The sequence below is a fragment of the Nostoc sp. genome, assembly GCF_036917535.1.
GTDB lineage: Bacteria > Cyanobacteriota > Cyanobacteriia > Cyanobacteriales > Nostocaceae > Nostoc.
This window is the reverse complement of sequence record NZ_JBALDA010000010.1, coordinates 13,748-31,506: the sequence shown is the minus strand read 5'-3', so window position 1 is coordinate 31,506 and position 17,759 is coordinate 13,748. Positions and strand designations below refer to the sequence as shown.

General features: G+C 40.8%; 16 protein-coding genes and 1 pseudogene. 8 read left to right on the top strand and 9 right to left on the bottom strand.

The features are described 5' to 3' along the window. Positions 1–14: 14 nt before the first annotated feature. Entirely contained in the window at positions 15–329 is a 315-nt protein-coding gene (locus V7K56_RS02730; RefSeq protein ID WP_334907361.1) for a DUF4278 domain-containing protein, read from the top strand. Positions 330–378: 49 nt separating this feature from the next. On the opposite strand, the gene V7K56_RS02725 is transcribed toward V7K56_RS02730, so the two are convergent. Beyond that, complete coding sequence (locus V7K56_RS02725) at positions 379–1,086, bottom strand: Crp/Fnr family transcriptional regulator (RefSeq protein WP_334907359.1); 708 nt, start codon at positions 1,084–1,086, stop codon at positions 379–381. A 135-nt stretch (positions 1,087–1,221) separates the two neighbouring features. Between V7K56_RS02725 and V7K56_RS02720 the strand changes: the two genes are divergently transcribed. The 6 genes and pseudogenes from V7K56_RS02720 (at position 1,222) to V7K56_RS02695 (ending at position 6,406) form a co-directional block, all read left to right on the top strand. After that, positions 1,222–1,677, top strand: coding sequence for a globin family protein (locus V7K56_RS02720; protein WP_334907357.1), 456 nt, complete (start codon positions 1,222–1,224; stop codon positions 1,675–1,677). A gap of 147 nt (positions 1,678–1,824) precedes the next feature. Beyond that, complete coding sequence (locus V7K56_RS02715; RefSeq protein WP_334907355.1) at positions 1,825–2,304, top strand: hypothetical protein; 480 nt, start codon at positions 1,825–1,827, stop codon at positions 2,302–2,304. An 89-nt stretch (positions 2,305–2,393) separates the two neighbouring features. Further along, entirely contained in the window at positions 2,394–2,522 is a 129-nt protein-coding gene (locus V7K56_RS02710; protein WP_334907353.1) for a hypothetical protein, read from the top strand. A gap of 239 nt (positions 2,523–2,761) precedes the next feature. Next, positions 2,762–2,914, top strand: a pseudogene (locus tag V7K56_RS02705) (TIGR04376 family protein); the annotation flags it as partial. A 95-nt stretch (positions 2,915–3,009) separates the two neighbouring features. After that, positions 3,010–3,216: a hypothetical protein gene (locus V7K56_RS02700; RefSeq protein ID WP_334907351.1), complete on the top strand. Its 207-nt coding sequence runs from the start codon at positions 3,010–3,012 to the stop codon at positions 3,214–3,216. A 388-nt stretch (positions 3,217–3,604) separates the two neighbouring features. Then, a complete protein-coding gene (locus V7K56_RS02695; RefSeq protein WP_334907349.1) occupies positions 3,605–6,406 on the top strand; it encodes an NACHT domain-containing protein in 2,802 nt (933 codons plus the stop codon). 79 nt (positions 6,407–6,485) lie between these two features. Here V7K56_RS02695 and V7K56_RS02690 read toward each other — a convergent pair whose 3' ends face one another. After that, positions 6,486–8,102 carry an iron uptake porin gene (locus tag V7K56_RS02690; RefSeq protein WP_334907347.1) on the bottom strand — a complete coding sequence of 539 codons (1,617 nt, stop codon included), beginning with the start codon at positions 8,100–8,102 and terminating at the stop codon, positions 6,486–6,488. Positions 8,103–8,797: 695 nt separating this feature from the next. Continuing rightward, a complete protein-coding gene (locus V7K56_RS02685; protein WP_334907345.1) occupies positions 8,798–10,198 on the bottom strand; it encodes a sugar porter family MFS transporter in 1,401 nt (466 codons plus the stop codon). Between the two features lie 23 nt (positions 10,199–10,221). Here V7K56_RS02685 and V7K56_RS02680 point away from each other — a divergent pair, with 23 nt between their 5' ends. After that, a complete protein-coding gene (locus V7K56_RS02680; RefSeq protein ID WP_334907343.1) occupies positions 10,222–10,548 on the top strand; it encodes a hypothetical protein in 327 nt (108 codons plus the stop codon). 56 nt (positions 10,549–10,604) lie between these two features. Here the strand turns inward: V7K56_RS02680 and V7K56_RS02675 are convergent, their stop codons facing one another. The 6 genes from V7K56_RS02675 to V7K56_RS02650 form a co-directional block, all read right to left on the bottom strand. After that, entirely contained in the window at positions 10,605–11,603 is a 999-nt protein-coding gene (locus tag V7K56_RS02675; RefSeq protein WP_334907341.1) for an ABC transporter permease subunit, read from the bottom strand. Beyond that, positions 11,600–13,153: a sugar ABC transporter ATP-binding protein gene (locus tag V7K56_RS02670; protein WP_334907339.1), complete on the bottom strand. Its 1,554-nt coding sequence runs from the start codon at positions 13,151–13,153 to the stop codon at positions 11,600–11,602. Before V7K56_RS02670 ends, V7K56_RS02675 begins: the two co-directional genes overlap by 4 nt. A gap of 148 nt (positions 13,154–13,301) precedes the next feature. Further along, positions 13,302–14,297, bottom strand: coding sequence for an ABC transporter substrate-binding protein (locus V7K56_RS02665; RefSeq protein ID WP_334907337.1), 996 nt, complete (start codon positions 14,295–14,297; stop codon positions 13,302–13,304). Between the two features lie 29 nt (positions 14,298–14,326). Continuing rightward, positions 14,327–15,325, bottom strand: coding sequence for an ABC transporter substrate-binding protein (locus tag V7K56_RS02660; protein WP_334907335.1), 999 nt, complete (start codon positions 15,323–15,325; stop codon positions 14,327–14,329). Positions 15,326–16,136: 811 nt separating this feature from the next. Beyond that, complete coding sequence (locus V7K56_RS02655) at positions 16,137–17,033, bottom strand: inositol oxygenase family protein (protein WP_334907333.1); 897 nt, start codon at positions 17,031–17,033, stop codon at positions 16,137–16,139. Between the two features lie 310 nt (positions 17,034–17,343). Continuing rightward, positions 17,344–17,667, bottom strand: a complete 324-nt coding sequence (locus V7K56_RS02650; protein ID WP_334907331.1) for a DUF1815 family protein — start codon at positions 17,665–17,667, stop codon at positions 17,344–17,346. Between the last annotated feature and the right edge of the window lie 92 nt (positions 17,668–17,759).

The window sequence follows — 17,759 nt, the reverse complement described above, 5'->3', positions numbered from 1 at the left end:
ATTAGGAGCTAAAAATGAAACTTTACTACCGCGGTCTTGTTTACGAATATAACTTAACAGAAGCAGCCAAAAAAGTAACACGACCATTTGCACCAGTTGCTCGTAAAGGTTCTACCTATAACCTGATTTATCGTGGGCTAACCTATCGTATTGACCCGAATATTGAGCCTGCAAAAGTTTTTACACCACCAGTTACTTATCAATTAATTTATCGGGGAGTTGCATATTTGGTGGAGAGAACACATACAGGAGAAATCTCTACAAAATTCTCTCAACCTGTTACCACTTTAAAAGTGAGAAAATTTTTCACCAATATTTTAGGATTGTAAAAATCATGAAAGATTTTCTTTAAAAGTTTTGTCATACTGGCAATTTTATTTACCTATAAACATCATATTCACCTTGGGCGATCGCATCTAATTTCGCTCGGTCTAATACCAGAATTTTACCGCCTCGATGGTAAGTGACGATCGCCTGGATCTGTTTGAACAGTCGTACACATTCTTCGTAGGTAATCCCAATGCTGCGAGCAATTTGATAGTAAGGCAGACGCGATCGCAACAATACTCCTTGTGGCGTTGCGTCTGTTCCCTCTGCGATCGCCGCCTGCTGAATGTATTGCGCTAACCGCACGAGCGCCCGTTCTGAAACTAATCCATGCACTGCTTGATGGAGAAGCTGAAGGCGCTCCGTGAGGACTGCAATAATCTGCAAGGCAACTTCTGGAGCGTTTTGAATCAGCGCAAGTATTGCAGTGCGTTCAATCGTGAGAATTTGACAATCTTGCTGTGCCACGACGGTTGCGGGGGATGAGCCATTACCCAATAGTGCAGGTGCAGCAAATATTTCTCCGGCAGGTAACGTCCGCAAAATCGTTTCTTTGCCTGTAGAAGCGGTTTTCTTAACTTCTATTCTTCCACTGACAACAGCGAAGAGTTTATCAGGCAGGCGATCACCCTCATGAAGAATAATTTCTCCACGCAAGTATTGCTTAACCATAGCATGAGTTTGCAACTGTGCAAGCTGGTCTAGATCGAGTCTAGAAAAGAATGGAATTTGCTGAAGTTGTTCAACCGTGACTTGCATCGTTGAACCGCCTAATTAAGCAAGATTTACTTTTTCTCTTCCAATTTAACTTTTTCTTTTGCAACTATGAGCTAACTCATAGATGGATTCACCAGGATTTGACAAACTATAAGCAGTAAACAAGAGGACTGCTGTATGTCTTTAAATATTGAATTGTTGGAATCCAGTTTTTCACAGATTAAAGAACAGGAAACTGAGTTTACGACTCACTTCTATACTAATTTGTTTGCGGACTATCCAGAGGTCAAGCCACTGTTTGTCAATATCGATATGAAAAAACAAGCCAAGAAACTTTTCAAATCGCTTGTCCTAGTTGTAGACAGTCTCCGTAGCCCCGATGTATTGGCTAATGCACTCAAGGCTTTAGGGACTCGTCATATTCAGTATGGAGTGCTGCCTGAACATTATCCAATGGTAGGCAGTACGTTGTTAAAAGCATTTTCGATTTGCTTAGAGAGTGCGTGGACACCTAATACTGAGCAGGCATGGAGCGAGGCTTATGCAGTAGTGACTGAACTAATTTTAAGCGGTGCAGAATATCCAACCGAGATGTCTGCACCACTCAAAAAGATTAACAGCCTCCACAGGTGAAGACGATAAAGCAGTTCTACGCGGCTTGGACTGACCTTTGTTTGAAGCCTAATCAAGCTGTAATCTCTTACAACTATGAACTAGCTCAAAGAAATTATTAAGAAAATTGTCAGAGTAAAGGTAGTTAAAGGGTATGAGGGTAGCAATATGATCGCGCAAACAAACACAACTACATCTCAAATAGAAACTCTTGCCAAACTCTACCTAGAAGGCAAGCCAGCAGAGATTTCTGACGAAACTATCGCCCAACTTTGCGATTGGCTTATGGGTGAGTTCCACCAATTACCTTTAAATCTGCAATTTTCAGATTACATGCGTTACAACAACGCTCAAGAGATGTTTGTTGATATTGAGCGAGGACAACTTTGGGTATCCGCCGATAGTTACGATTCTTCCGTTTATCCCAATCCTATCTATGGCTTTATTTTTCAAGGAATGCACGATTACGATCACTATTTGACGGATAGTGACTTCAGCCTGGAAGGTGAAATTGTGGCTTACAACTTCACAGCAAAACGTGTGCCTTCTTTAGACATCCAAAAGATTCTCTACTCTGAAATTGTGTTGCGCTCCGCAGCCTATCTTTATTTAGGACATGCGGCAGCCCCTAAAATTGTTTTTCCATGAGCAATTACAGAGGTAAACAATATGCACGACTGTCCTTATTGCTTTTATCCATTACTTCGGCACATTCAGCACCATGAAATTTACTAGTTTTGTTTCCACTATTGGACAACGTTCAGGTGATTGGGATTGAAAAAGATGCTGACCGAGTTGCGATCGCCTCAATTATCGATTTGGGATCAGCAGCTAAAAGTGCAAACGCTTGCTCTACCCGTTGTTGATAGTTCTGGAGGCAAATAGTAAACTTATTAGCGATCGCACCCTTTTAATTCAATAGGTAATCTTCATTGAGGGCAAATAAAACCTGATTACAGCAGTTTTCATGTACTTGTACCACACCTGTTGTAGAGGCGCAAGATTCATTGGTGTCAACTTAAGCTAAAACCCTTTTCAAACCTCGTTTCTAGCCAAAGGCTAGAAATGCACTTCATTGCGGCTCTGCCGCAAGTCTTGAGGCGGAGCCTCTAGGAAAACCCAGCAGCGTTTTGAAACCATTGGCTGGTCGAATCAAACTAGCAATTATTCTAGTGGTTTTGATGACTTAGAAGAGAAGTTCCGTAGCTGGGAAACTCAGGATGAATTAGAACAAATGAAACGGAATATGCAGAAGTAGCGCGTATTGGCTAAAATACGCCAAAGTAACAAATGCGAACGCCGAATTAACAAATGCGAACACCGAATCAACAAATGCGTTCGCCGAATTAACAAATGCGTTCGCCGAATCAACAAATGCGTTCGCCGAATCAACAAATGCGTTCGCCGAATCAACAAATGCGTTCGCCGAATCAACAAATGCATTCGCCGAATCAACAAATGCGTTCGCCGAATCAACAAATGCGTTCGCCGAATCAACAAATGCGTTCGCCGAATCAACAAATGCGTTCGCCGAATCAACAAATGCGTTCGCCGAAATAGCTTACTCACTTGGTTCGCGTTAGTTTTACCCCACCCTAACCCTCCCCTTGGAAAGGGGAGGAAACAAGATTTCTTATTTCCCCCCTTTACAAGGGGGGATTAAGGGGGGTAATAATGTGATTAAAATCACAGCCAACTACTATTCAAACAACCTCTTAAGCTGAGTGAGCACTAAAAACGAAAAATCAAAGTTTTCAGGCACATTTTACAACAATAATTAGGGATTTTTAGAATAGTAGGATAGGTTCATTGCTGTTGCTCATCGAAAAAAGCAACAGTTGCAGGTAAATCAGGATTACCCCGTCCCTGTATCAGTTGTAAAATTCCCACAGCGACGACAAAGCTAATAAGCGTGTAGTATGTATATATACTATATATCCCAAGTAATATGAGTACAGAGTTATTAACTATTGCTGGCTCAGTAGGAAAAGCAGTATTTCCAGAAATTGTTAAGAAAATCAATAGTGAATTAAATCCTACAGACTTAGAAAAAGCTTTGAAAGCAGGTGTACAATTTGCTGAAGAGTGGGATTCTAATCAAGATTCTCATAAGCATTTGTTTTTTCATTGTACGCCAAAGGATGCGAGAGAACTTTTAGAGAGGTTTTTCAAAGATACAGGAGTTCAAGAAGAACTACAGAAGCCTTTTATAGAGAAAACAACCCCAAACCTACAAGTTTTAATTCAAATATTCCACAAAATCAAATCAGAAAAGCCAAACTTAGAGCTTCGCAATGAGAGTATTGAACATTGGCTGAAAAAGTTTGTAGATACTTATTTTGAACACACTAATACATATTTAAAGTTTCAATTTGCTAAATCAGATTATCTCAAACAACTATTAGGCTATTTTGATGGAGTTGAATTTGTCGGGATAAAGGTAAAAACAAAAGAAGAAGAAAAATTTGCTAAACTACCACAAATTTTTGTGATGCCTAATGTAGTTGAGCAGGTAGAAGCTAGAGAAAGTAAAGATTTAAAATTAAATCTAGATTTGGCTTTGGAAGAGACAGTCAACCAACAACGTCAGCAAAATTTACTTTGGGAACAACAAAGTAGTGGCAAGAAATTCTCAGCCCAAAAATTGCTAAAAGAAAGTACGCGCAATAAATTTGTTGTGTTGGGAGAACCAGGAATTGGTAAAACAACTTTGATGAGTTACTTTGCTGTGATACTGGCTGAACAGCAGACTGAAAAACCCGGTTTATCAGCAGATTTAGAGTTACTGCCAATTTTGATTAGAATTAGAGATTTAGACAAAGCTTCAACCAAGAATCTTTTAGAATATGTACGCAAGTTTGCCAATAATATTCATGTTAAAGAAGAATTGCCCAAAGGTTTCTTTGAACATTGGTTAGAAGATGGGAGAGCGTTAATTTTACTTGATGGCTTAGATGAAATCGCTAAACCAAGCGATCGCTATGAATTTGTAAGGATAATTCACAGCTTTCTCGGACAATATTCTCAAAATCGGGCAATTATAACTTCGCGTCCAGCAGGTTATAGTCGAGAGTTTTTTGGTACAGATGAATTCCCTCATTATCAGCTAGAAAAATTTGATGATAGTCAAATTGATTTATTTATTCAGCAGTGGTATAACAGCAGACTGCCAAACAACCCAGAGGAAGCACAACAGCGTCAAGAAAGCTTAAAAAAAGCATTAGCAGCACAAAAACGCATCAAATTATTAGCACGCAATCCTTTACTACTCACAATCATTGCCTTGATTCATCGCTATGACGCACATTTGCCTAGACAGCGATATAAACTCTATGAACAGGCAGTTGATACGCTATTGATTAACTGGGATGTCAACAAGGGCATTGAGTCTTGGAAGCTGAATTATATTAAATTGGACGATATCAAAATATTGATGCAACGCCTAGCTTACTGGATTCATTCTCAAGGTGAAACTGGCGATAAAGAAGGTGGGACGCTGATTGAGAGAGATGAGTTAATTACGCAATTAAGCCAATATATTCGTGAATGTAATTATCAAGTTCAGAAACATCAAGCTCAAGAAGAAGCCAAACGCTTAGTTGACCATATTACAGAACGCTGTGGTTTATTAAACGAACAAGGTCAAGATAGATATGCCTTTGTGCATAAGACATTTCAGGAATATTTAGCAGGTGAAGAAATACGCGATCGCCAATCAGGAGACTTTAACGAAGTACTAAATCATATTCAAGATTATCTACACAATTCCCACTGGCGAGAGGTGTTGTTGCTGTTAATAGCTCAACAAAATCAAAATAACTCGAAAAAAATTATTGAAGCAATTCTGCAACAAGAGACTCTTTATGAAGAATGGCTGCACCGCAATCTTTTCTTTGTAGGTACTTGTTTAGCTGAAGATTTAAAATTATCTGATGGCAAATTGATTACAGATATTTTGCAGGAATTAGTTGAGCTTGAAGTTAGCAATTCTCAGCAAGTAGGTAGGAAAGTTAAATCACAAGTTTTTCAAATTCTTTGCAATTTAAATGAAACCCGGTTTCAAGCTCAAGCATTAGAATGTTTGAACGCACCAGCAGATTTGGATAAAGAGCGAGTGCGAGAATATCGAGCAGCTTTAGGTGAACAACAGGAAGTATTGGTAGAACTGCTGGGTTTACTCAAAGATGAGAGTCAGATAGTGTCTTACTCTGCTGCTTTTATATTGAGCTACTTGGACAACGCCTCGCCAGAGATAGTTGAAGCACTGCTGGGTTTACTCAAAGATGAGAGTCAGATTGTGCGTAACTCTGCTGCTTTAGGATTGGGCAACTTGGGCAACGCCTCACCAGAGGTAGTTGAAGCACTGCTGGGTTTAGTCAAAGATGAGAGTGAGATTGTGCGTTACTCTGCTGCTTTAGGATTGGGCAACTTGGGCAACGCCTCGCCACAGGTAGTTGAAGCACTGCTGGGTTTAGTCAAAGATGAGAGTGAGATTGTGCGTAACTCTGCTGCTTCTGCATTAGGCAAGTTTGGTAACGCCTTGCCACAGGTAGTTGAAGCACTGCTGGGTTTAGTCAAAGATGAGAGTCAGAGTGTGCGTAACTCTGCTGCTTCTGCATTAGGCAAGTTGGGCAAAAACTCCAGCAATGTTACTGCTATTGTCGCCGAATGGATTTCACAACACCAGGATTCAAAATATGTAGGCGATGGGATTGATGCGCTGTGGAATTTGGTAGTCACAGAAGAATAATTTTTGTTTTTTCACTAGAAGTCCCTAAAGAGTACTGAATACTCAGCACTCTGTTGGTAAGCAAACCATTGACATTCAGTTAAAAATCGAAGGTTGTGCGAAGCACACCCATATACTGCGTATCATTTCTGCTGTCATTTTCCGGGTTGAGAATCATCCAAAAACCAGGAGTCACTGAGATGTTGTCATTTAGGCGGTAGCGATAAAAAGCTTCGATATGGTAAGCGTTGTTTCGGTCTTGACGGACATCACTGTTAGAGATATGCGGTGGTATACCAAAGAGAATTCCCGGCAGATTGCCTCTACCACCGACATCAGGAAATGACATACCAATCGCCCCAAACCAGGCATTGGCATTGTCACCATTGTTTACAAACAGAGAATCTGTTCCACCCCTACCATTGGAAATATTACTCAAACCAGAATTCTCGGCATTTGCCCAAATATATCCACCCCAAGCGTGGACTTGGAAATTCGGGGAGAAGCGATAGTATCCCTGTGTGCCGACAATATCGTTGGAAGTAGCAATGTTATTGCCAAAAGGAGCGTTTGATAGGACGCTACCCGTCCCAGCTGAGAGTTCGATTACTCCAGCAGGGCTATAGCCATGAGAGTAGGCAACACCAATTGCTCCTTGCTTACCGTAATAAGCTAAGTGCGCTAGGGCGTTGTAGCCGCCATCAAATAATCCGTTGCTAGGCGATGGCACATTAGGACTGGTTGCTAAATAGCCCAACGTGAGAACCAAGTCTTTGGTAATGTTCCAGTTAGCGGCTGCACCGGCACCACCTCGCCGGAATAAGGGACTGTATGAGCCAAATAGTGAGGGAACTCCATTGCCGTCGTCAGCGATTGTGGGGGGAGTGACGGTGGTGGAAATGTCGGTGTAACCAATGCCTGTAGGCCCAATAACGAAGTTAAGGGAATCACTGACTGGGAAGTAATAACGGATGTGGGGGACAAAAAGTGTCTCGTTGCTGTCATAATCGAAGTTCAGGCGTGTCATCCCTGTGCCTGTGGCTGCGGCAATTTGGCTTGTACCATTGGTGGGATTCGCAAAGTTACCAAATTCTAGCCGAACTCGCAATAAATCTTTGCCAGTGAAACTGCTCTCAAAGTTGAGACGACCCCGATTTGCAAAGTAGAGATTGGATTCATCATCTTCGCCACCTACTCTATCACCAAAGGTATCACTAATGGCGGTAATAATTTGAGCATTCAACCTAGTAGTAGTGGAAAACTGCTGCGCCTCTAATGTTGCTGTATGTGCCTCTAGGATATCTACTCGTCCGCGCAGAGTTGTTAGTTCTGCGGCAAAGTCTGACTGCAACTTTTGCAGCACTGCTAAATCTTGCTTATTAACTAAATCGCTAGTAGATATGGCAATTAACTCATTAATCCGATCCAAACAAGCATTTAAACCTGCGGCAAACTCATAACGGGTTAAGGCACGGTTCCCGCGATAGGTGGAGTTGGGATAACCTGCAATACAGCCGTAGCGTTCCACTAGCGATTGCAATGCAGCGAATGCCCAATCAGTTGGTTGTACATCAGAAAACTGGGAAACAGAATTTACTTGTCCCTGCAAATTCCGATTAACATCTGCTGCATTAGAATCATCTTCTGGAGGTGCTGCCCAAACTGCTGGAATTGCTAAAAATAGAAGAAAAAAGCTATGAAAAATAATTTTTAGCATTGGCTTATTATTTGAAAATGGTTTAATTCTGAATTTGGAACTAAATAGATCGCACTCGAACTAAAGCTTCCAGCTTCTAAGCTAATCAGCATTAAAGTTACATATTTCGATCTGAGATTTTAGGTTATTTAAAGCAACGCTATGACTTTTTGCTTCTTTCCCAATAACCGACTAATTTAAATCCGGGATGCAAATCAATAAACGGCGCATGAAATATCATGCCGGATAAACCAGAATAACAAAGAGCCGTATTGATAGTTTCCATCTTTTTACTGATTCACTGAAGCGAGAGTTTGTATTTAGTTGTTGTCTAATATTTTTTCTGGGATGTAGCATCACAGATAGGAATACACATTCCTAATAATAATTAGGAAAATGCTGTATTTATAAACACACTGCTGCATACTTTTCAATTACTTTGCAGTCATCAATTGTGAAGAAGCCAGAAGGCAGAAGATTGAAATTTATCTGTTGCTATCAACCCCATCTAATCCCAAGCCAATTGTTTATAAAACTCCACAAAATCACGCTTGGTGAGACAAGAGGCTTATGCCCCTTGCTCTATTTAACAAAGCTGGTAATCGGTATAAGGCTAAAACTATTTGTCAAAGTCTTTTTTTAACAACCGCTCCAGACGTAGAGGACACAGAGATACGAATTATGAATTACGCACAGCAGTGCTAGATGGATGCCAATTACATATCTTCCAGCTCAATTCCTTTAGTTTCTTTAATAAAAAAGAGAATGAAAAAGAATGAGGTAGCTGCTGCAATTGTATAGAGTCCATAGGCAGAACCTAGACCGAAATATTGCAGTATCGGAGGAAATGTTGTGGAAATGAGGAAATTGGCAACCCATTGCATAGCAGCAGCAATCGAAAGTGCGGCGGCTCGAATTTTGTTATTAAACATTTCTCCTAACAGCACCCAAACCACTGGCCCCCAGGAGAAACCAAAGCAAAATACATAGACGTTGGCTGCGATGAGAGCTATAGTACCTGCACTTCCAGTAAGATTGGGGTTGCCAGCAGCATCGAGGGGAGCATTGCCAAACAGATAAGCCATCGTCCCCAAGGTTATGGTCATGCCGATTGACCCGATTATGAGTAAGGGCTTGCGACCAAATTTATCCACGAAGGCGATCGCAATCAGTGTTGTAATAATGTTGACGGCTCCTGTAATCACCGTGATTGATAGGGAATCTTTTTCGGAAAATCCCACAGCACGCCACAAAACACTGCTGTAGTAGAAGATGACATTAATCCCAACAAATTGCTGTAATACAGATAAGCCTATTCCTATCCAAACAATTGGTAAGAGTCCGCCACTTCTGCTTAAGAGGTCAGAAAATTTAGGTTGGCGTTCGCGCAGCACTGTCTGCCGAATTTCTTCGATTTTTGGCAGTACGTCACCCCCTAAAATCTTGGTCAGAACGTTAGCAGCTTCTGGTTCTCGTCCTTTAGCAACCAAATAACGGGGGGATTCCGGAATTGTTAAAGCCACCATCCCGTAGAATACTGCTGGCGGGACTGCTGTCCAAAACATCCAGCGCCAAGCTGCAACTCCAAACAAAAACGGCGAGTCTGCTGAACCTGCTGACACAGCGATAAAGTAGTCGCTCAATAAGGCGATGAAAATTCCGACTACGATCGCTAATTGTTGCAGAGATCCTAACCTTCCTCGCAAATGGGTGGGAGAACATTCGGCAATGTAAGCCGGCGCGATAACGCTAGCAACGCCGATGCCAATTCCACCCAATAATCGCCAAAAGATAAAATCCCAGATAGTGAAGGCTATCCCAGAGCCAATGGCACTGATAGTAAACAACGCCGAAGCAACTACCATTGCGTTGACTCGACCATAACGGTCTGCAATCTGTCCGGCAAAGAAGGCTCCAATTGCAGACCCCAGCAACGCTAGGGACACTGCCAGCCCTGTTACCCAACTACTGGTATTAAAAGCTTTTGCTAAAGATAAAACCGCGCCGTTGATTACAGCAGTGTCAAAACCGAATAAAAACCCGCCGAGTGCCGCAGCACCAGCAATCAAAATTACATAAAACGTGTTGGCTTTACGACGAACAGTAGTGGAAGACATAGTTTATATATTGGGGATTGGGCATGGGGCATTGGGCATTGGGCATTGGGGAGATGAGAGAGATGAGAGAGTGGGGAGTAGGAGAAGTAGAAAGCAAAAACTCATTAATGGAGTTCAAAGGCTCATTAATGGAGTTCAAATACTCATTCACGGAGTTCAGAGGCTCATTAATGAAGTTCAAATACTCATTAACGGAGTTCAAAGGCTCATTAATGAAGTTCAAAGGCTCATTCACGAGTATTAAAGACTCATTAATGAAGTTTAGAGGCTCATTAATGGAGTTCAAAGACTCATTCACGAGTATTAAAGACTCATTAATAGAGTTCAAAAACTCATTCACGAGTTATTAAAAACTCATCCCCTATTCTCAATGCCCCATGCCCAATGCCCAAATACATTGATTTTTTTACCGTCTAGAACGTCTGCGTAACCGATCAATCATTACTGCTAAAATAATTACTAATCCTTTGACGACTAGTTGCCAGAAGTAAGATAGATTCAACAGAGTTAAACCGTTGTTGAGAATAGCAATAATTAATGCACCGAGAAGAGTGCCGCCAATGGTGCCAATACCACCTGTGAAGCTGGTTCCACCTAGAATAACAGCAGCGATCGCATCCAACTCGTAACCAGTACCGACGATGCCACTAGCACTATAAAGACGGCTAGCACTCATTATTCCTGCCAAACCTGCCAGTAATCCACTGACACCATAGACAAATAGCAATACCCGATCAACTTTAATTCCAGTTAATCGTGCTGCTCGCTCGTTACCACCTACTGCATATATTTGCACCCCTAAAACCGTTTGTCGCAGGACAAACCAACTCACTACTATACTCAGTAGGGCAATGATTACCAGCCAAGGAAGGGGGCCGACATAGCTATTGCCTATCCATGCAAAATTTATCTCACGGTTAATAACCGTTGTACCATTGGCAACTAAAAAGGCAACACCTCGCAAGGCAGTCAGTGAACCCAGCGTGACGATAAAAGGTGGCACATCCAAAAAAGTGATCAGAGCGCCGTTAATTAAACCCAAAAGCAATCCTGCAAGCAAACCAGCAGGTATAGCCGCCCAACCTATAGCGGGAAGTAGTGATACCAGCACCGTAACTACGGCAGAAACAGCCAATATTGATCCAACTGAAAGGTCAATACCTCCAGTCAGAATTACAAACGTCATTCCCGTTGCTAAGACAATATTGATTGATGCCTGACGCAAGATATTAACGATATTAGCCCCTGTAAGGAAGCTGGGAGAAAGGAATGTAAATAAGATGCAGATAATTATTAGAATTGGCAGAATACCTGCAACCTCAAGCAGAGTGCTGATTGATTTGCGGTTGCGTTGCGTTGAATTCTTGTCTGTTCTATTATTAACTGGCCTTATTGTCTGACTCATGATGCTGGTACCTCCGATGCTCCTGTTGCATAGTGCATAATTTTTTCTTGAGTAATTTCTTTACCAAGACTGCCGTCAAGTTCGCCCACTAGCTGCCCTTCTCGCATCACTAAAACGCTATCGCTCAAGCCCACAACCTCCGGTAGTTCGCTGGAAACCATCAGAACTGCAACACCTTGGGCTGCTAACTCGCTGATAATTCGGTAAATTTCGCTTTTAGCACCGATATCTACGCCGCGTGTTGGCTCATCCAACATCAGTACTCTCGGCTTAATCGCTAACCAACGCGCCAATAATAGCTTCTGCTGATTACCACCAGAAAGATCCACCGCTCTGATTTCCAAATTCGCCAGCCGGATATTGAAGTCTTCCACCGCTTGCGTCGCTAATAGATTGACTGAACCCCAGTTGACGACACCAGCCTTTGCATCCTGCTTGAGTGTGTTAATGGCAATATTCTTACGGGAACTCATCTCCAGAAATAAACCCTGGTCTTTGCGGTCTTCTGGGACATAACCAATTCCAGCAGCAATGGCATCACCGGGGCTATTAATATTAAGTTTCATACCATTGAGGAAGACTTCACCACTTGTTTTGCGATCGGCACCAAAAATCAGCCGGCATACTTCCGTTCGTCCTGCACCAACTAGCCCCGCGAGACCGACAATTTCGCCAGCGCGAAGTTGAAAACTAGTTGGCTCAACCTTGCGTCCATCACTGATATTTGTGACTTCCAATCTCACTGGCCCTGGATTGGTTTGCCGTTGATGTTCGTAAAAGTCTTGCATCGAGCGACCGACCATCATCTGCACCAATCGCTGTGCAGAAATTTCATCCCGCGTCAAACTGCCAATGTATTGACCATCGCGCAGCACGCTAATCCGGTCAGCCAATGCATATATTTCTTCCATGCGGTGACTGATGTAGATAATGGCAATGCCGTCACTTTTTAGTCTGCGAATTACCTCAAACAAGCGCTCTGTTTCGCGGTCAGATAGTGCTGCTGTTGGCTCGTCCATTACCAAAACGCGGCTATTGTCCTTCAGCGCCCGCGCAATTTCTACCTGCTGTTGTTCGGCGACTACCAAGCTACCAACTACTGTTTGTGGTGTAAAACTGGCTCCCAGGCTTTGAAGCACTTTCTCTGCTTCCAGCTCCATACCTTTGCGGTCTAAAAGCTGACCTCGGCGCAACTCGCTACCCATAAAAATATTTTCGGCAACGGTTAAATTAGGTGCAACGTTCAGTTCTTGATAAATGAGATTAATACCCGCCTTGCGTGCTGAAGCCGGATCGGTAATTTTTACCGAGCTACCATTGATGCGAATCTCGCCTTCGTCAGCAATGTAAGCCCCAGCCAGGATCTTCATCAATGTACTTTTGCCTGCTCCGTTCTCACCCATGAGGGCGTGAACCTCTCCTGGATAAATCGTGAGATTAACATTTTGCAGGGCAGGTACACCATTAAATCGTTTAGCAATCCCTTGCATTTCTAATACAGGGGTAGCAGTTGGTACATGAGGAAAAGAGGTTTCAATATTTGTTGTCATCAGCTGTACCTGTAAAAACAATTGAAAATGTGTATTTTTAAGTTAAAAATTCCCGAAAATCATAGTTTGATATGAAATGAAAGCCGTTACAAAATCATCTTTAGAAAACTTACCACTGACGATCGCTGACTTTCACAATTGTGATTACTTACCAACCTTTCTCTGTGCTAACGTTGTCTTTTGTAATCAGCTTGGGTGTGAGCAGAATGGTGGAATTACTAGGTTTTTTACCATTCAAGATGTCGTTACCAACCTTAACTGCTTCTGTAGCCATACCTCTGGGATTTTGAGTAGCAGTTGCAGCATATATACCATTTTTGTCAGCGATCGCTTTGATTGCTTCTGGCGCACCATCAACCCCAACAATAAAGAAATCTTTACGTCGTGCTTGATTAGCTGCTAGTTCTGCTCCCACCCCACTCGGATCGTTAATCGCAAAAACAGCATCAATTTTCGGAAAGGTTGTCAGCAAATCAGTCATGACTCTAAGTCCTCCATCCCTACTCCCTTCTGCATTCTGGTTTTTAGAAAGTATTTTTAGATCGGGATATTTGGACAATACCTTTTCGCAACCACTAACTCGTTGAAGCACCGATTCCACCGGAGGGCCGTTAACTATGACTACATTGCCTTTGCCTTTGAGGCGATCGGCAATATATTGGCAACCCAGTTCTCCTGCTTTGACATTGTTAGTTGTAATGGTGGCATCCACACCTCCGTCAGCACCTGTATCTACCGCGATCACAATTTTGCCTGCTTGTTTCGCTCTTTCAACTGCTGGCTGAATGCCACTTTTATCAGCAGCATTCAGAACAATGATGTCAGTATTCGCCGCAATAAAATTTTCAATTTGATTGGTTTGTTGGTTGAGGTCATAGGCACTGGAAGCGACAATAACTTTGACATCATTACCCCCAAATTTCTTTGCTGCTGCCTCAACCGCCTGTCCCATAACGACGAAGAAGGGGTTACTTAAATCGCCAACGGTAAAGCCAACTGCTCGTAATTTTGCATCTCCAACACCCTTACTTGCTGCACTAGTATTAGCGGTGTTGCCATTTTGAGAGTTATTTGTGCAACCAATAACAGTACTACTGAGCAGACCTAATATACTAGCTGCGATCGCAATTTTTTTCACATTCATATATCTCCTCAAGGTAATTAAATACTTACTTACCAGCCTTCATAAGTGCTGAGGTTGTCTCTAGTAACTAACTTGACTGGAATTAAAATCTCGGAATCACTAGGTTTTTTGCCCTGGATTAAATTGTTGCCAATCTCAACTGCTTTTTGCGCCATCTGTGCGGGATTTTGAGCAGCAGTTGCCGCAAATACACCATCTTTATCTTCCATTGCTTTGGTTGCATCCGGTGAACCGTCAACCCCAACAATAAAAAATTCTTTGCGTCTTGCTTGTCTAGCTGCTAAATCTGCGCCTATACCGCTTTGATCGTTAGTGGCAAAAACGGCATCAATTTTGGGGAAAGTTGTCAGCAAATCGCTCATGACTCTAAGTCCTCCATCCCTGGTCCCTTCGGCGTTTTGGTCTGAGATGATTTTTATATCAGAATATTTAGATAATGAATTCTTACAACCACTCACTCGCTGATTGATTGAGTCCATCGGAGTACCGTTGAGAATGACTACATTACCTTGACCTTTGAGGCGATCGGCAATATATTGGCAAGCAATCTCTCCAGCTTGGGTATTGTTGGAACTAATCATCGCATCCACATCTGCATCAACAGCTGAATCTACTGCAATTACAACCCTACCTGCAAGCCTTGCTTGATCGATAACTGGTTTAACTCCTTTTTTGTCAACAGCACTGAGGATAATTAGATCGGTATTTGCAGCTGTAAAATTTTCGATTTGGTTGCTTTGTTGGTTTAGGTCAAAGGCACTGGAAACCGCATTAACTTTGATATTACCTCCAATTTTCTGGGCTTCTTTTTCAGCCCCCTTCTGCACTGCATTATAGAAGGGATTGCCTAAGTCACCCAAAGCTATGCCGATTGTTTGCAATTTTCTATTTGGAGTACTAAGATTCTCTGCACTTATATTAGTAGCCCTGTTATTAGTATTAGTAGCCGTGTTGTTATTTGGAGCACCATTTGTGCAACCAACAACTGCGAAACCTAATATACCAACTATGAGCGAGATTCTCTTCATATTCATCTATTTATAACAACGGATTTAAATTTGAGAAAGGTCAGCAGAATATAAAGATGCACAGTTATCACAATATGAACTAGGTTTGAAACCTTTAGACCTAACCTAGTGATACTACTAACTTGTGTAATTTTGACTCCAAAGGTCTTATGACTTGACGTCATTGGAGTTACTGTTATTTGTTTCCCGAAACTAGATGTTTTATTTTTAAAGCAAAACTATGAATACCACACTATTTCAAATAATTGCATTATTTGTTAGTGAAATTACTTCGGTAGTACATAGTCTGAAAAGAGCTTTTAAGTAAAACTTTCAAAAATTAGTTTTCTTAAATTTGTAAAACTTTATTTTGTTTTGACTTATTTAAGTTTATCTTGATCGCTGGCAAAAATTATTTTTCTTTATCGAACTTTACAAATAAAAAAGCATTTATATCTCCTTGCACATCATCTAAAGTGTTTATAGTAAAGCATTTGCAGTCATCAGCAAATTTAAGATTTATGAAAAGGTTGAAATCGGTAACATTTCGCAATAAATCTACTTCCGAAAAGAGCGGATTATGAGAAGAGCTTTTTTTGTTTTGAATGCTAGATTTTGAGAAATGTAAACATTTTTTGATTAGATTTTCTAAATTCACTCAAATTTACTTGCCAGGGTGCTTGCCTGTTATTACTCCTTTATCACTTGAAGACAATAGAGGAGTAAACAAGATAATATTTCTATGCTTGATTTAGAAGCAAAAATATTTGCTACCTGTTTTATGCTTTCACATCTGAATTTTGACTCCTAAATGAATATATTTTTATACATTTTAAAACTTTAATGTTGCGGGTAAATATTTAGCCACTAAATCTTCATAGTATGGTTTTAATTTCTGCCAATCAAGAGGAATAGGGTTTTTTGAATACAAATCGTAGGGATTGAATAAACTTACCCATTTAAACATTTCTTGATCGTGTTTATCCATCAAATATTCATATGCCTTGTCACGATGTTGAGGATAAAAGGAGTGATAGCGAAGCATATATAATGCAGATTCAGGCAAATAGTTTTTCATCATCTGATAAAAATACTCATCATGACCCCATGACATGTGTACATTACTCAATCCACAGTTAGGCTCATAAATGCCATATTTAGTGTTGTAATCGAGGTTCTTATAATCAGGATTTTCTTTAAAGAATTCTGAGAAAACAATTTTCTCAGAAAATGCACAACCGATAGGATAAGTATCGCCTACGGTAGCCCATTGAGGTTCACCAAATAGACAAAGCACTTTCCCCATATCGTGAAAGAAGCCAGTAAGTACCATCCAGTCAGGATGACCATCGGCGCGAATAGCTTCTGATGTTTGCAATAGATGTTGTAACTGATCCATTTCTGTATCGGGATCGGAATCATCAACCAACTGATTCAAAAATTCGACCGCATCCCAAATAGACATTTCTTTTTTATCAAACTTTAAAAACTCTTTTTCTTTTTGAAGTACAAAATTATATGTTTGATTAATATGGTTTAACCGATAAAACTCTTTCACTGTATCTCTAATAGTCGTTTCATAATTCCTATATTCTTTGGTAGTTTTACCTTCTTTAACTATGCTATCTGGATTATAATAGCGATTAAGTAAGTCTTCTTCCCATTCTTCTAGTGAATGTAAGGGATTGTTTTGAATCTGAAAAATAGTATTATTTAGAGTTTGAGACATATCTTCCTATTTGTCGATATTGTAGTTAAATGGTACTTTCGGACTTATATGCACAGGTGTGCAAAATATGTCTTGTTCATTAGTTTTGCACACGTGTGCAAAACTAATCGTTAAGTTTCATTACGTCTTTACACATCTATTTACAATCTACTTCCCTAAGTGTCTTATTCAATCTGTTTAATTCAGATTAAAAATAGTGCTTTTGCACATCCGTGCATGAATTTACTAACTATAAGCTAATCTTTTAGTTTATTCAAGTGTGCAAAAGCTATAGTTATTAATTTTCATGTCTGATTCAACCAGCTTAGTATTAATTTGTCAATTGTACAGTTGTGGAATACTTAACAAGATTAGCCAACTCTTGTAACTGGTTTATTGCTTCTGCACCTTCCAACTTCATTAATTCGCGATCGTCCCACAATTCCATCCAAGTAATTCCATAATCAGACACCAAAAACCGAATCAGGTGCTTTTCTTTCAGGCTAACTATAAATGAAGCACTTTTCATTTGGTTGCCGCATGTATAACAAGACGCAGTATAACCACGCCGCTCAAGTATAATTGTCAAGGCTTGCAGGTTCATTACCAAGTCTTGGACGAATTGCTGATGTTGTTGGGCTAATCTTACAAACACTTGTTTTCTCCTACCATTACAGTTATCTGCTTGCTTTGATATTTCTTTAGACTTATATCTGGTGTGATTTAGTTGCCAAAAGTTCGTATTTT